Source organism: Fontimonas sp. FW305-C-3 (genome assembly GCF_058783185.1).
In genome coordinates, this window is the sequence record NZ_JBYSYK010000002.1 from 312,652 (window position 1) to 327,827 (window position 15,176).

The 15,176-nt window shown below is 63.7% G+C and carries 11 protein-coding genes and 2 tRNA genes; all 13 read right to left on the bottom strand.

The window, feature by feature from the left end; all coding sequences use genetic code 11:
• Positions 1–2: 2 nt before the first annotated feature.
• Complete coding sequence (gene infB / locus AC3WUF_RS07615; protein WP_492424120.1) at positions 3–2,696, bottom strand: translation initiation factor IF-2; 2,694 nt, start codon at positions 2,694–2,696, stop codon at positions 3–5.
• 34 nt (positions 2,697–2,730) lie between these two features.
• Positions 2,731–4,221 carry a transcription termination factor NusA gene (gene nusA, locus AC3WUF_RS07620; protein ID WP_492424122.1) on the bottom strand — a complete coding sequence of 497 codons (1,491 nt, stop codon included), beginning with the start codon at positions 4,219–4,221 and terminating at the stop codon, positions 2,731–2,733.
• Positions 4,222–4,226: 5 nt separating this feature from the next.
• Positions 4,227–4,691, bottom strand: coding sequence for a ribosome maturation factor RimP (rimP, locus tag AC3WUF_RS07625; RefSeq protein ID WP_492424124.1), 465 nt, complete (start codon positions 4,689–4,691; stop codon positions 4,227–4,229).
• Positions 4,692–4,777: 86 nt separating this feature from the next.
• Positions 4,778–4,854 (bottom strand) — tRNA-Met (locus tag AC3WUF_RS07630).
• A 126-nt stretch (positions 4,855–4,980) separates the two neighbouring features.
• Positions 4,981–5,065 (bottom strand) — tRNA-Leu (locus AC3WUF_RS07635).
• 64 nt (positions 5,066–5,129) lie between these two features.
• Positions 5,130–5,522, bottom strand: coding sequence for a preprotein translocase subunit SecG (secG, locus tag AC3WUF_RS07640; RefSeq protein WP_492424126.1), 393 nt, complete (start codon positions 5,520–5,522; stop codon positions 5,130–5,132).
• 6 nt (positions 5,523–5,528) lie between these two features.
• Positions 5,529–6,299 (bottom strand): triose-phosphate isomerase, encoded by a 771-nt coding sequence (gene tpiA, locus AC3WUF_RS07645; protein ID WP_492424128.1) that lies wholly within the window; start codon positions 6,297–6,299, stop codon positions 5,529–5,531.
• 52 nt (positions 6,300–6,351) lie between these two features.
• Positions 6,352–7,704 carry a phosphoglucosamine mutase gene (gene glmM, locus AC3WUF_RS07650; RefSeq protein ID WP_492425595.1) on the bottom strand — a complete coding sequence of 451 codons (1,353 nt, stop codon included), beginning with the start codon at positions 7,702–7,704 and terminating at the stop codon, positions 6,352–6,354.
• Entirely contained in the window at positions 7,698–8,537 is an 840-nt protein-coding gene (gene folP / locus AC3WUF_RS07655; RefSeq protein ID WP_492424130.1) for a dihydropteroate synthase, read from the bottom strand. Before folP ends, glmM begins: the two co-directional genes overlap by 7 nt.
• 77 nt (positions 8,538–8,614) lie before the next feature.
• Positions 8,615–10,543 (bottom strand): ATP-dependent zinc metalloprotease FtsH, encoded by a 1,929-nt coding sequence (ftsH, locus tag AC3WUF_RS07660; protein ID WP_492424132.1) that lies wholly within the window; start codon positions 10,541–10,543, stop codon positions 8,615–8,617.
• Positions 10,544–10,643: 100 nt separating this feature from the next.
• The gene (rlmE, locus tag AC3WUF_RS07665; protein WP_492424134.1) at positions 10,644–11,273 is read right to left on the bottom strand and encodes a 23S rRNA (uridine(2552)-2'-O)-methyltransferase RlmE; all 630 of its coding nucleotides are present in this window, start codon (positions 11,271–11,273) and stop codon (positions 10,644–10,646) included.
• Positions 11,274–11,353: 80 nt separating this feature from the next.
• Positions 11,354–11,830 carry a transcription elongation factor GreA gene (gene greA, locus AC3WUF_RS07670; RefSeq protein WP_492424136.1) on the bottom strand — a complete coding sequence of 159 codons (477 nt, stop codon included), beginning with the start codon at positions 11,828–11,830 and terminating at the stop codon, positions 11,354–11,356.
• Positions 11,831–11,954: 124 nt separating this feature from the next.
• The gene (gene carB / locus AC3WUF_RS07675; protein WP_492424138.1) at positions 11,955–15,170 is read right to left on the bottom strand and encodes a carbamoyl-phosphate synthase large subunit; all 3,216 of its coding nucleotides are present in this window, start codon (positions 15,168–15,170) and stop codon (positions 11,955–11,957) included.
• Positions 15,171–15,176 lie beyond the last annotated feature (6 nt).

Here is a 15,176-nt window from a genome sequence, read left to right on the forward strand (position 1 = left end):
ACCTAGGCCGTGCCGACCGTGCGCTGGACCTGGATGCGCTGGAAGCACTCGATCTGGTCGCCGGCCTTGATGTCGTTGTAGTCCTTGACGCCGATACCGCACTCGGTACCCGCCTCGACCTTGCCCACGTCATCCTTGAAGCGACGCAGCGATTCCAGCACGCCTTCGTAGATGACCGTGTTGTTGCGCAGTACGCGGATCGGCAGGTTGCGCTGCACCGAGCCTTCGATGACCAGGCAGCCGGCGATGTTGCCGAGCTTGGAGCTGCGGAACACGTCGCGGACCTGCGCGATGCCGACGATCTGCTCGCGTGTCTCGGTGCCGAGCAAACCGGCAACCGCATCACGGATGTCGTCCATGATGTCGTAGATGATCGAGTAGTAGCGCACGTCGACGCCGGTGTCCTGGATGCGCTTGCGCGCACCGGCGTCGGCACGGACGTTGAAGCCGATGATCGTCGCCTTCGAGGCCAGCGCCAGATCGACGTCGGACTCGTTGATGCCGCCGATGACCGACGACAGCACGTTGACGCGCACTTCGGCGCTGGGAATCTTGCGCAGCGAATCCGCAATCGCTTCGGCCGAACCCTGCACGTCCGACTTGACCATCAGGTTGAGCTGCTTGACCTCGCCTTCGCCCATGCGGGCAAAGACCTGATCCATGCGCATCGCCTGCGACTGCGCCAGCTTCTGTTCGCGCTGCTTCGACTCGCGCAGCTGGGCGAGTTCACGCGCGCTGCGCTCGTCGGCAACGACGACGACGTCGTCGCCGGCATCCGGCGCACCGGACAGACCGAGAATCTGCACCGGAATCGACGGACCGGCTTCCTTCACCGGCTGGCCGTTCTCGTCGAACATCGCACGCACACGGCCGAAATGCGGGCCGGACAGCACGACGTCGCCCTGCTTGAGCGTACCGGCGCGAACCAGCACGGTCGCAACCGGACCACGACCCTTTTCGATCGAGGCCTCGAGAATGTTGCCGCGCGCCAGCGCTTCGACCGGCGCGGTCAGCTCGAGGATTTCGGCCTGGACCAGAATTGCCTCAAGCAGCTCGTCGATGCCCTGACCGGTGACCGCGGACACGCCGACGCACTGGACATCGCCGCCCCAGTCTTCCGGCACCACCGATTCCTTGGTCAGGTCGTTCTTGACCTTGTCGATATCGGCGTCCGGCTTGTCGATCTTGGTGATCGCGACCACCATCGGAGCGCCCGCAGCCTTGGCGTGCTGGATCGCTTCGCGGGTCTGCGGCATGACGCTGTCGTCCGATGCGGCGACGAGCACGACGATGTCGGTGACCTGCGCACCGCGTGCACGCATGCGGGTGAACGCGGCGTGGCCCGGCGTGTCGAGGAAGGTGATGATGCCCTTCGAGGTCTCGACGTGATATGCACCGATGTGCTGCGTAATGCCGCCCGCTTCGCCCGCGGCAACGCGGGTCTTGCGGATGTAATCGAGCAAGGACGTCTTGCCGTGGTCGACATGGCCCATGATCGTGACGACCGGCGGACGCGGCACCTTTTCGATGCCCGACTGATCGCCGGAGACGGCTTCGTTGAGGCTGTCTTCATGGTCGCTGGCCTTGACGGCGCGCGCCTTGTGACCCATTTCCTCGACCATCAGTACCGCGGTGTCCTGGTCGATCGGCTGGTTGATCGTGGCCATGACGCCGTTCTTCATCATGATCTTGATCAGCTCGGTCGCCTTGACCGCCATGCGGTTGGCGAGCTCACCGACGGTGATGATTTCCGGCACTTCGACCTCACGCACCACCGGTGCGATCGGCTTTTCGAACATGTGCTGATTGTCGACGCGCACGCGACCCGAAGGCTTCTTGGTCTTCTTCTCGCGGCGGCCACCCTTGCCTTCGGCAAGGTGCAATTCGGTGCGATGCTGGCGTCCACCCGGACCGTTGCGATCGCCGCGTGCATTGGCATCGCGCGCAGGCGCTTCGTTGCCGCGCGGCGGCGTGGCCGCGGCGGCGGCAACCGGCTTTTTCGCAACTGGCGCCACAACGGGCGCCGGCGGCGGCTGGCTGGCCGCAATCTTGTTGGCAGCGGCGGCGCGGCGGACGTTCTCGGCGGCACGCGCACGCGCCTGCTCGGCTTCCCACTTGGCGCGGTACAGCGGATCTTCGGCGAGCGACTTGACGTGCTGGTCCTTGGCGCGCTGCTCGGCGGCAGCGGCTTCGGCGCGCGCCTGCGCGGCATTCGCCTCGAGCTGCTGCTTTTCGTGTTCCTCTTGTTCCTTGAGCGCCTTGGCGGCGGCTGCAGCCTCGGCGGCGGCCTGACGTGCCTCGGCGTCGCGCGCGGCGGCTTCCTCGGCCAGACGCAGCGCTTCCGGATCTTCCGGCAGCTGCGGCGGCGTCGGCTGTTCGTCTTCGCGCTTGACGTAAGTCCGCTTCTTGCGGACTTCGATGCTGACCGTCTTGGCCGGTGCGCCGCGGCTGCCGCCGAGCTTGATCTCGGTGGTTTCGCGACGCTTCAGCGTGATCCGCCGCGGGTCGGCAGCGGTCGTTGTCGTAGTGCCGCGCGTCTTCTGCTGCAGGTAGCTCAGCAGCGCAACCTTGTCTTCAGCGGTGACCTCGCCATCGGCCTTGGCCACGGTCACACCGGCCTCCTTGAACTGCGACAGCAGTTCGTCGACCGGTCTTCCCAGTTCTTTCGCAAAGTCCTGTACGGTTACCGTTGACATTGAGGTCCTATCCAATTGCGATCGCGTGCGGCGCTCAGGCGTAAGCCTTGGCGCGCGCGGTCATGATCAGTGCTGATGCGCGATCTGCATCCAGATCCGGCAGCAGTTCAGTCAGTTCGTCCGTCGCCAGATCGGCGAGGCTCTCGCAGGTGCTGATGCCTGCTTCGGCAAGCTGGAATGCCGTGTCTTCGTCGAGCCCTTCCAGCGCCAGCAAATCTTCCGCCGGCTGTGCATGGGCGCGCTGCTCGGCCTTGGCAATCGCCTTGGTCAGCAGCACATCGCGTGCGCGGTTGCGCAGCTCTTCGATGATGGTCTCGTCGAATTCTTCGATCTCCGACAATTCCTGAGTCGGCACATAGGCGATTTCTTCGAGCGTCGTGAAACCTTCCTGAACCAGGATGCCGGCGACCTCCGCGTCGACGTCCAGCGCTTCCATGAAGACGCTGAGCACCGACTGGTTCTCTTCTTCCTTCTTCGACTCGGCGTCGGACGTGGTCATGACATTGAGCACCCAACCGGTCAGCTCGGATGCCAGGCGCACGTTCTGACCGCCGCGGCCGATGGCCTGGGCGAGCTTCTCTTCGGAGACGCCGATCGTCATCGAATGCGACTCTTCGTCGACGATGATGGTCTCGACTTCAGCCGGCGCCATCGCATTGATGACGAACTGGGCGATGTTCTCGTCCCACGGCACGATATCGACGCGCTCGCCAGCGAGTTCGTTGGACACGCTCTGCACGCGCGAACCGCGCATGCCGACGCAGGCGCCGACCGGGTCGATGCGCTTGTCCTTGGCCTGCACCGCAATCTTGGCGCGCAGGCCCGGATCGCGAGCGGCACCCTTGAGTTCGATGAGGCCCTGGGCAATCTCGGGCACTTCGAGATTGAACAGCTCCATCAGGTACTGCGGCGACGTGCGCGACAGGAACAGCTGCGGGCCGCGCAGCTGCGGGCTCACTTCATAGAGATAGCCGCGGATGCGGTCGCCCGGACGGATCGGTTCGCGCGGGATCAGCTGGTCGCGCAGGATCACCGCCTCGGCATTGCCGCCCAGATCGACGATGACGCTGCCGCGCTCGATGCGCTTGACCTGGCCGGTGATCAGCTCGCCGACGCGATCGCTGAAAGCCTCGACGACCTGGGCGCGCTCGGCTTCGCGCACCTTCTGCACGATGACCTGCTTGGCCTTCTGGGCGCCGATGCGGCCGAAGTCGACCGAGTCGACCTTCTGCTCGATGACATCGCCGGCCTTGACCTCGGAACGCTCCTTGAGCGCGTAGGTCAGCTTGATCTGACGTTCCGGGAACTCGAACTCTTCGCTGTCGTCCTCGAGCACCGTCCAGCGGCGGAAGGTCTCGTAATCGCCGGTATCGCGGTCGATCGTGACGCGCAGTTCCGACTCGTCGCCGTACTGTTCCTTGCCGGCCGAGGCCAGCGCGGCTTCCAGCGCTTCAAAGATCAACGCTTTGTCGACGCCCTTCTCGTTGGAGACGACGTCCACCATCACAAGGATGTTCTTGTTCATGACGTTTATTCCCGATCGTACTCAGGCACCAGCCGCGCCCGCTCGATATCGTCTAAAGCGATATCGACCAGACCCTCGGCCGTTTCCAAATTCACTGCGCCATTGGCAAAACCGCGGATCCAGCCGACGAAACGCCGGCGACCATTGCGGGGGGCGATCAACTGGATACGCGACTGCTCGCCGATAAAGCGCTCGAAATGCGAAGGCTTGACCAGCGGCCGATCCAGACCCGGAGACGAAATCTCCAGCCGGTACGGGGTGCTGATGGGGTCTTCGACATCGAGTGCCGCCGCCACTTCACGACTGACGCGCTCGCAGTCTTCGACGACAATGCCTTCGGCCTTGTCGATGAACAGGCGCAACATGCCGCCCTTGGTACTGGGACTGAACTCGAGCAATACGAGCTCATAGCCGAGGGACTCGACCAGAGGCTCAAGCATCTGCTGCAGGCGTTCGCGCAGTACCGTCATTCGTTAAACCGTGCATCTCCGACGCATATGGCGCCAAAAAAACAAAAAAAAAGGACCCTCAACGGGGCCCTCCTCAAGCCTAATATTGGTAGCGGGGGCAGGATTTGAACCTGCGACCTTCGGGTTATGAGCCCGACGAGCTGCCAGACTGCTCCACCCCGCACCAGAGCCCGAAATTATAGCTTCTAAAACAAATAGAAGCAAACATTTTCGAACATTCCAACAACCGCCATTACGACATCAAACCGGCCCCGCCTGAATGATGTTACGCAACAGCTTTCCCTTCGATTGGTGCCCACGGAGAGACTCGAACTCCCACGACTTTCGCCACTACCACCTCAAGGTAGCGTGTCTACCAATTCCACCACGTGGGCATCACGAAGGGGCGCGAAGTTTAGCGCCCGAAACTGCAAAAGTCTCGGATTTTTTCTTCGCGTGTTACTCGGGAACGACCGGAGCCTGCTCTGGCGCCTGTTCCGGTGCCGCTTCAGCCGGCTGAGCACCGGTCTGGGCTGCCGCCGGCGCATCGCCGGTCGCCGCCGGCACGCTGACTTCGGACTGACCCTGGACGCGCTCGACCAAAGACTTCGACGATTCGCTGGAGTCATGGACCAGATACGCGATCGCCAGACTCACCGCGAAGAACACCGTGGCCAGCCAGCCCGTCGCACGCGACAAGAAGTTGGCCGAACCGCGCGAGCCGAACACCGTGCCCGAGGCGCCGCTGCCGAAAGCCGCACCGGCATCCGCACCCTTGCCGTGCTGCAACAGAATCAGACCAATCAGGCCGATGGCGACCAGGACCTGCACAATTACCAATACCGTATACATATCGACTCACTGGCTCCGCGACTGCGCCGCTGCGCAGATCGCCAAAAATTCACCGGACTTCAATGACGCGCCACCAATCAGGCCGCCATCGACATCCGGACAGTTGAACAGGGACACCGCATTGTCGGCCTTGACGCTGCCGCCATACAGAATGCGGATGGAACTCCCGATTTTAGCATCCAGCGCGGCCAGCTGACCACGGACAAAAGCATGGACGGCCTGCGCCTGCTCCGGACTCGCGGTGCGGCCGGTACCGATGGCCCAGACCGGTTCATAGGCAATGACGGCCTGCTTGAACGCCGAGATGCCGACGCGGTCGATGACCGCCTTGAGCTGGCGCTCCAGCACGGCTTCGGTCGACCCAGCCTCGCGCTCCTGCAGCGACTCGCCGATACACAGGATCGGCATCAGGCCACAGGTTTGCGCCGTAGCGAAGCGCTCGGCGACCGCCTGGTCCGACTCCCCATACAGGGCGCGGCGCTCCGAATGGCCGACGATCACGTACGAGCAACCGACCTCGCGCAGCATGCCGCCGTGGGTCTCGCCGGTGTATGCACCCTGCTTTTCCTGCTCGCTGAGGGTCTGCGCGCCGAGCAGAACTGCGCTGCCATCGATCTGGCGCGCCGCCGCTTCGAGATAGATCGCCGGCGGACAGACCAGCACATCGATGTCCGGCACCTTGCGCACTTCGAACAGGATGTCGTGCAGCAGGCTCGCGTTGCTGTCGCGCGACCCGTTCATCTTCCAGTTACCGGCCACCATCGCCCGTCGCTTCATACCCAGTTCCTCGGAGATTTCGCTGTGTTGATTGTGTTGCTGCTGATGTTGCTCATGCGTGACTGGCCTCGCGCACGCAGGCGGCCAGGTCATCCGCTGCCTTGCGAGTGATCGTAGCGTCTTCGGCCTCGACCATGACGCGGATCAAAGGCTCGGTACCGGAAGCGCGCAGCAGAATGCGGCCCCTGCTACCCAATTGCCGCTCGATCTCGGTCTTGGCCGCGACGACTGCTGCCGCCTGCATCACGCTGGCGGCCGAGCCCTGAACCGCGACATTGATCAGCACCTGCGGAAACTTGTGCATGCCCTGCGTCAGCTGCTGAAGACTGCGCTGCTGACGCACCATCGCGTTGAGTACCTGCAGCGCCGTGACAATGCCATCGCCCGTCGTCGTCTTGTCGAGGCAGATCGTGTGGCCGGAAGACTCGCCGCCGAGCACGCCCTGATTGTCCTTGAGCATCTCCATGACATAACGATCGCCGACGGCGGCGCGCATGAAGCGCAGGCCGAGCGCCGTCAGCGACTGCTCAAGCCCGAGGTTCGACATCAGGGTGCCGACGACCGGCCCCGCGATACCGCCGTTCGCATGCCGCTGCTGCGCGATGACATACAGAATCTGATCGCCGTCGACTTCGTTGCCCTGCGCGTCGATCATCAGGCAACGATCGGCATCGCCGTCCAGCGCAATGCCGACGTCGGCACCGCCTGCCAGCACCGCTTCGCGCAAGGGCTGCAGATGCGTGGAGCCGCAATCGCGATTGATGTTCAGGCCATTGGGCTGATTGCCGATGACCGTCACGCTCGCGCCGAGCTCCTCGAGCACCGACGGCCCCACGCGATACGCCGCACCGTTGGCGCAATCGAGGACGATGCGCAGGCCGTTGAGATTGCGCTCGCCGAACGTTCCCTTGCAGAACTCGATGTAGCGGCCGCCGCCATCGTCGAGGCGCTTCGCTCGGCCGAGCTGCTCGGGCGCTACGCACTGCAGCGGCTCGTCGAGCATCGCCTCGATGCGCGCCTCGACGGCATCGCTGAGCTTGGCGCCGTCGGGGCCGAAAAACTTCACGCCGTTGTCGTGATGCGGATTGTGCGAAGCCGAGATCACGACTCCGGCCTGGGCACGGAACGCACGCGTCAGGTAGGCGACGGCGGGCGTCGGTAACGGCCCAAGAAGATCGGATTCGACACCGGCGGCGGCGAAGCCCGCCTCAAGCGCGGATTCGAACATGTAGCCCGAACGCCGCGTGTCCTTGCCGATCAGCACCCGCGCCTGGTGGTGCTGGCTATGGTCGGCAAGCACGCGACCCGCAGCCCAGCCCAGCTTCAGGGCGAAATCCGGCGTCATCGGCGATTGGCCGACGCGTCCACGAATGCCGTCCGTTCCGAAATATCTGCGACTCATGATCCCGCCCTCCTCTCCCGCAAGGCGTGCGCTGTGCGCACTGCATCGACGCTTGCTGCGACGTCGTGGGCGCGAACTATAGCGGCCCCCTGCCAAACCGCAACTGCGGCGGCGGCGAGACCGCCGGCCAGGCGTTCTTCCGTGCCGCGCCCGAGCAGGGCACCGAACATCGACTTGCGCGACACGCCCACCAGCAATGGCCGCTGCAGCCCGGGCCAGGCCTGCAGATTGGCGAGCAGCCGAAGATTGTGTTCCAGGGTCTTGCCGAAACCGATACCGGGATCGAGCGCAATGGCGTCAACATCGATCCCGGCCGCCACGCAGGCGGCGATGCGCGCCGCGAGGAATTCGCCGACCTCGAGGACGACGTCCTGATACTGCGGCGCCTGCTGCATCGTCCGCGGCTCGCCTTGCATGTGCATCAGACAGACCGCCGCACGGGCATCGCGCACGGCCTCGACCGCGCCGGGCGCACGCAGCGCATTGACGTCATTGACCAGCTCGGCGCCGGCGGCGCAGGCCGCGCGGATCACTGCCGGCTTGGTGGTATCGATCGAGATCACGATCTCACTGCGCTGCCGCAGTGCCTCGATGAGCGGAATCACCCGATCCAGCTCGGCCTGCTCGGAAACAGCCTCCGCGCCAGGGCGCGTCGACTCGCCGCCGACATCGATGATCGCCGCACCGTCGTCGACCATCTGCAACGCACGTTCGAGAGCGGCTTCGAGCTGCACAAAGCGTCCGCCGTCGGAGAACGAATCCGGCGTGACGTTGAGCACGCCCATGACGCAAGGAGCGCTCAGGTCGAGGACACGATGGGCAAGCTTGAGGTGCATGCAGGTCTGGAAGACGCCCCATTGAAAAGGCCGGCGTGCAGCCGGCCTTCAAGTATGGCACCCGTACCGCCAGCCGATCAGGTCTGGCTGGCCGGTTTGGTGGTTGCCGTGCTGCCGCCACTGCCGGCTTCCGCACGCGCGCTGCCGCCGCCCGGGCGACCGGACGAATCGTCGTTGTTCCAGCTTTCCGGCAGACCCGGCTCCTGGCCCGCCATGATGCGGCGGATCTGTTCGGAGTCGATCGTCTCGTACTTGAGCAGCGCGTCCGACATCTTGTGCAGCTTGTCGAGGTTGTCTTCGATGATGCGCTTGGCGCGGCCGTAGTTGTGCTCGATCAGCTTGCGCACTTCCTGGTCGATCGCATGCGCGGTGTCATCGGACACATGCTTGGTCTGCGTCACCGACTTGCCGAGGAAGACCTCGCCATTGTCTTCCGAGTACGACAGCGGACCGAGGCGATCCGACAGGCCCCACTTGGTGACCATGTTGCGGGCGATCTCGGTCGCACGCTCGATATCGTTCGAAGCACCGGTCGTGACCTTCTCCGGTCCGAAGATCACCTCTTCGGCGATACGACCGCCGAACAGCGAGCAGATCGACGAGTTGAGACGCTGCTTCGTGTAGCTGTAGCGATCTTCCTCGGGCAGGAACATCGTCACGCCCAGCGCACGGCCACGCGGGATGATCGTGACCTTGTAGACCGGATCGTGCTCGGGCACCGACAGGCCGACGATCGCGTGACCGGCTTCGTGATATGCGGTGAGCTTCTTCTCTTCCTCGGACATGACCATCGAGCGGCGCTCGGCACCCATCATGATCTTGTCCTTGGCACGCTCGAAATCGTCGTGATCGACGAGGCGCTTGTTGGCACGCGCGGCGAACAGCGCCGCTTCGTTGACGAGATTGGCCAGGTCCGCACCGGAGAAGCCCGGCGTCGCGCGCGCAATGATGTCCGGCTTGACGTTGTCGGCCAGCGGCACGGCGCGGATATGAACCTTGAGAATCTGCTCGCGGCCGCGCACATCGGGCAGCGGCACGACGACCTGGCGATCGAAACGACCCGGACGCAGCAGCGCCGGATCGAGCACGTCCGGACGGTTGGTCGCGGCGATGACGATGACGCCTTCATTGCCTTCGAAACCGTCCATCTCGACCAGCAGCTGATTCAGCGTCTGCTCGCGCTCGTCATGACCGCCGCCGAGGCCGGCGCCACGATGACGGCCGACCGCGTCGATTTCGTCGATGAAGATAATGCACGGCGCGTGCTTCTTGGCCTGCTCGAACATGTCGCGCACGCGCGAGGCGCCGACGCCGACGAACATCTCGACGAAGTCAGAACCGGAAATCGTGAAGAACGGCACGCCCGCTTCGCCGGCGATCGCCTTGGCGAGCAGCGTCTTGCCGGTACCCGGCGAGCCGCACATCAGCACGCCGCGCGGAATCTTGCCGCCGAGTTTCTGGAACTTGCCCGGATCCTTGAGGAAGTCGACCAGTTCGGACACTTCCTGCTTGGCTTCCTCGCAACCGGCGACGTCGTTGAACGTGATCTTGACCTGGTCGGCGTTGAGCATGCGCGCGCGGCTCTTGCCGAACGACAGCGCACCGCGGCCGCCGCCACCGCCCTGCATCTGGCGCATGAAGTAGACCCACACCGCGATCAGCAGCAGGATCGGGAAGGCGTTGAACAGCAGCTGCAGGATCCAGGGGGTTTCCTTGGGCAGCTCGCCGCTGAACTTGACGTCGTGCTCGAGCAGCGTGCCGACCATCGAACGGTTGTCGGTTTCCGGGCTGATCGTGACGAAGCGCGAACCGCCCTTCAGCTCACCGCGGATCGCCTGACCGGTGATCGCGACTTCCGCGACATTGCCCTGCTCGACCTGGCTGATGAAATCGGAATACGCCAGTTCCGGCTGGCCGCGTGAACGCGACGAGAAGCTCTGGAAGACGCTCATCAGTACGACGAGGATCACCACCCAGAGCAGCAGATTCTTGGCCAGATCGTTCAAAAGTCATTCCTCAAAATCGGCATCGTTTCGCAGCCGGACCGCTTCACATCACTACTCGTCCGGCATTCCCTGACTGGGAGAACCGGTGTTCTTCAGCACACTACACCGCGCGAAAGTTGCGCGCCAGCAGATACACCTCGCTGCTGCGTTGACGCGAAGCCTTGGGCTTGCGGATTGCAACGGTCTCGAAGGCTTCGCGCAGCGATTTCAGATACACCTCGAAGCCCTCGCCCTGGAATGCCTTGACCAGCAAGGTGCCGCGCGGCTTCAAGTGCGCCTTGGCGAATTCGAAGGCCAGTTCGCACAGATACATGCTCGACACTTGGTCCGCGGTGTCGATACCACTGATATTGGGCGCCATGTCGCTCAATACAAGGTCGACCATCTGATCGCCGACGCGCTGCTCCAGCTGCAGCAGAACGCTGTCCTCGCGGAAGTCGCCAAGAATGAATTCAACGCCGGGCAGCGGCTCCATCGGCAGGATATCGAGAGCAAAAAGCTGGCCACGTCCGCCCAGCATCGGTCGCGCGACCTGGCTCCAGCCGCCCGGAGCGGCGCCCAGATCGACGACGATCTGGCCCGGCTTGATGATGCGGTCGCGTTCCTGGATTTCGGTCAGCTTGAACGCAGCCCGCGAGCGCAGGCCCAGGCGCCGCGCTTCACGCACGTACGGGTCGTTTTCATGCTCAGCCAGCCATTGCGCGGAGCTGGGACGGCGTTTTGTACTCATTGTCGAACAGCCCGTTGCGCCTCAGTGACCCGGGCGCGGCACAGACCCACCCCCGTTGCAGGCGAATTTACCTGAACGGCCTATATGTAGTGCACTTTGACGATTTCAAGCTCGCGAGCACCGGCCGGCGTCACAACCTGGGCGATATCGCCCTCGCCGCGCCCGATCAGCGCGCGGGCGATCGGTGAATTGATCGAAATCAGGCCCTGCTTGGCGTCAGCCTCGTCTTCGCCGACCAGCTGATAGCGCAGCTCCTCGCCCGTATCGGCATCAGCGAGGTCAACGGTCACGCCGAAGATCACCTTGCCTGTTTGCGGAAGCTTCGTAACATCAATGACTTGGGCGTTGCTGAGCTTGCCCTCGATTTCACTGATCCGGCCTTCGTTGAAGCCGTGCTGCTCGCGCGCGGCGGCGTACTCGGCGTTTTCCTTGAGATCGCCTTGCTTGCGGGCCTCGTCGATGGCTTCGATGATCTGCGGCCGCAGGTCGCTCTTGCGATGGCGCAGTTCTTCACGCAGCTGGTCGGCACCACGTGCCGTCATCGGGACTTTGCTCATAAAGGTTTTCTTCAAACAAAAAAGCATCCCACCGCAAAACTGCGGCAGGGGCCATTGGGGACAAAAACACCATACAGAACCGCCGCTTAGCTGACAAGCCTAAGCGGCGGCGAATGGCACCAAACTAGAGGGAGGCGTGCAGACTCTGCAGGCGATTGACGTCCAGACGATCCAGGTGATCCATCGCCACCGCCGCCGCCAGCGCACCGGCGATCGTCGTGAAGTAGCAGATCTTGTTCTGGATTGCCGAGGCGCGGATCGAACGCGACTCCTCGATCGAGATCTTGCCTTCCGTCGTATTGACGATGAAGTGGATCTCGCCGTTCTTGATCATGTCGACACAGTGCGGGCGGCCTTCCTTGACCTTGTTGACGCCCTCGCTGACCCCGCCCGCCGCGTTGATCGACGCCGCCGTGCCATGGGTGGCGACGACCCGGAAGCCCTTCTCGACGAGAATCTTCGCCAACTGCTGCGCCTTGCGCTTGTCGCTGTCGCGCACCGAAATGAACGCAGTGCCGCTGCGCGGAATGTTCATGCCCTGCGCGAGCATCGCCTTGTGGAAGGCCTCGCCGAAATGGGCGCCGACACCCATCACTTCGCCGGTCGAGCGCATTTCCGGTCCGAGCAGCGGATCGACGGACGGGAACTTGTTGAACGGGAATACCGATTCCTTGACCGAGTAGTACTTCGGCAGAATCTCGTGCGTCACGCCCTGCGACTTCAGGCTCTGTCCCGCCATGCAGCGCGCGGCAATCTTCGCCAGCGGCCGGCCGGTGGCCTTCGACACGAACGGTGACGTGCGCGAAGCGCGCGGATTGACCTCGAGCAGATAGACCTTGTCGCCCTGCACCGCGAACTGCGTGTTCATCAGGCCGACGACGTTGAGCGCCTTGGCCAGCTTGACGATCTGCTTGCGGATATCGTCCTGGACCTTCTTCGACAGCGAATGCGCCGGTAGCGAGCAGGCCGAGTCGCCGCTGTGCACGCCGGCTTCCTCAATGTGCTCCATGATGCCGCCGATGACGACGTCGGTGCCGTCGCACAGCGCGTCGACGTCGACCTCAATCGCGTCATTCAGGAAGCGGTCGAGCAGCACCGGAGAATCGTTCGACACCGTCACCGCCTCGCGCATGTAGCGCTGCAGATCTTCGTCGTCGTAGACGATTTCCATCGCGCGGCCGCCAAGCACGTAGGACGGTCGCACAACCAGCGGATAGCCGACCTTCTTCGCGACGGCGAGCGCCTGCTTGTCCGACTTCGCCGTGCCATTGGGCGGCTGCAGCAGACCGAGCTTCTCGACCAGCTTCTGGAAGCGCTCGCGATCCTCGGCAAGATCGATCGCATCCGGCGTCGTGCCGATGATCGGTGCACCGGCAGCTTCGAGCGCCCGCGCCAGCTTCAGCGGCGTCTGGCCGCCGAACTGCACGATGACGCCCTTCGGTTTTTCGAGATCGATGATCTCCATGACATCTTCGAACGTCAGCGGTTCGAAGTACAGGCGATCCGAAGTGTCGTAGTCAGTCGACACGGTTTCCGGATTGCAGTTGATCATGATGGTCTCGTAACCATCTTCACGCAGCGCCAGCGCCGCGTGCACGCAGCAGTAGTCAAACTCGATGCCCTGCCCGATGCGGTTCGGGCCGCCGCCGAGAATGACGATCTTGTCGCGCTGCGTCGGCTGCGCCTCGCACTCGTCGTCGTACGAGGAATACAGATACGCGGTCGAGGTCGGGAATTCCGCGGCGCAGGTATCGACGCGCTTGTAGACCGGACGCACGCCGAGCTTGTAGCGCGCGCGGCGGATCGAATCCTCCTTGACGCCCATCAGCAGCGCGAGACGGCGGTCCGAGAAACCGAGCCGCTTGTAGCGGCGCAGGTCTTCGGCCTCGATCTTGCTGACCTTCTGTTCGGCAATCTCGTCCTCGGTCGCAATCAGCTCCTCGATCTGGTCGAGGAACCAGCGGTCGATCTTCGACGCCTGGAACACGTCCTCGACGCTCATGCCGGCGCGGAACGCATCGCCCACGTACCACAGGCGTTTGGCGCGCGGGATCGCCAGTTCAGCGCGGATGCGCGCCACCGACTCAGCGGAGTGATCCGGGACCTGCGGCTCGAAACCATCGGAGCTGACTTCCAGGCCGCGCATCGCCTTGTGCAGCGACTCCTGGAAATTGCGCCCGATCGCCATGACCTCGCCGACCGACTTCATCTGCGTCGTCAGGCGCGAATCGGCCTGCGGGAATTTCTCGAACGTGAAGCGCGGAATCTTGGTGACGACGTAGTCGATGCTTGGCTCGAAGCTCGCCGGCGTTGCGCCGCCGGTGATGTCGTTCTGCAGTTCGTCGAGCGTGTAGCCGACCGCGAGCTTGGCGGCGATCTTGGCGATCGGGAAGCCGGTCGCCTTCGATGCCAGGGCCGACGAACGCGACACGCGCGGGTTCATCTCGATGACGATCATGCGGCCGTCGTCGGGGTTGATCGCGAACTGCACGTTGGAGCCGCCGGTGTCGACGCCGATCTTGCGCAGCACCGCGAGACTCGCGTTGCGCATGATCTGGTATTCCTTGTCGGTCAAGGTCTGCGCCGGTGCGACGGTGATCGAGTCGCCGGTGTGCACGCCCATCGGATCGAAGTTCTCGATCGAGCAGACGATGATGCAGTTGTCCTTGGTGTCACGGACCACTTCCATCTCGTATTCCTTCCAGCCGAGCAGGGATTCCTCGATGAGGACTTCCTTGGTCGGCGAGAGGTCGAGACCGCGCGTGACGATCTCCTCGAATTCCTCGACGTTGTAAGCCACGCCGCCACCGGTGCCGCCCAGCGTGAAGCTCGGGCGGATGATGACCGGGTAGCCGATCGTCGTCTGGATCGTGCGCGCTTCGTCCATCGAGTGGGCGACGCCGGAGCGGGCGGAACCCAGACCGATCTCGGTCATCGCGTCGCGGAATTTCTGACGGTCCTCGGCGACATCGATCGCGCGTTCCTTGGCGCCGATCAGCTCCACGCCGTACTTCTCGAGCACGCCGTTGGCGGCGAGTTCCAGCGCGCAGTTCAGCGCGGTCTGGCCGCCCATCGTCGGCAGCAGCGCGTCGGGGCGCTCCTTCTCGATGATCTTCTTGACCGCCTGCCAGCGGATCGGCTCGATGTAGGTCGCATCGGCCATTTCCGGGTCGGTCATGATCGTCGCCGGATTCGAGTTGACGAGGATCACGCGATAGCCTTCCTGGCGCAGCGCCTTGCAGGCTTGCGCACCGGAATAGTCGAACTCGCAGGCCTGACCGATCACGATCGGACCGGCGCCGATAATCAGAATGCTCTTGATGTCACTACGCTTTGGCATCGCTCA

Bases quoted from the DNA above. Each gene is read 5' to 3' on its own strand.
- carB (WP_492424138.1), bottom strand. From the start codon at position 15,170: ATGCCAAAGCGTAGTGACATCAAGAGCATTCTGATTATCGGCGCCGGT.
- greA (WP_492424136.1), bottom strand. From the start codon at position 11,830: ATGAGCAAAGTCCCGATGACGGCACGTGGTGCCGACCAGCTGCGTGAA.
- rlmE (WP_492424134.1), bottom strand. From the start codon at position 11,273: ATGAGTACAAAACGCCGTCCCAGCTCCGCGCAATGGCTGGCTGAGCAT.
- infB (WP_492424120.1), bottom strand. From the start codon at position 2,696: ATGTCAACGGTAACCGTACAGGACTTTGCGAAAGAACTGGGAAGACCG.
- tpiA (WP_492424128.1), bottom strand. From the start codon at position 6,299: ATGAAGCGACGGGCGATGGTGGCCGGTAACTGGAAGATGAACGGGTCG.
- folP (WP_492424130.1), bottom strand. From the start codon at position 8,537: ATGCACCTCAAGCTTGCCCATCGTGTCCTCGACCTGAGCGCTCCTTGC.
- rimP (WP_492424124.1), bottom strand. From the start codon at position 4,691: ATGACGGTACTGCGCGAACGCCTGCAGCAGATGCTTGAGCCTCTGGTC.
- secG (WP_492424126.1), bottom strand. From the start codon at position 5,522: ATGTATACGGTATTGGTAATTGTGCAGGTCCTGGTCGCCATCGGCCTG.
- nusA (WP_492424122.1), bottom strand. From the start codon at position 4,221: ATGAACAAGAACATCCTTGTGATGGTGGACGTCGTCTCCAACGAGAAG.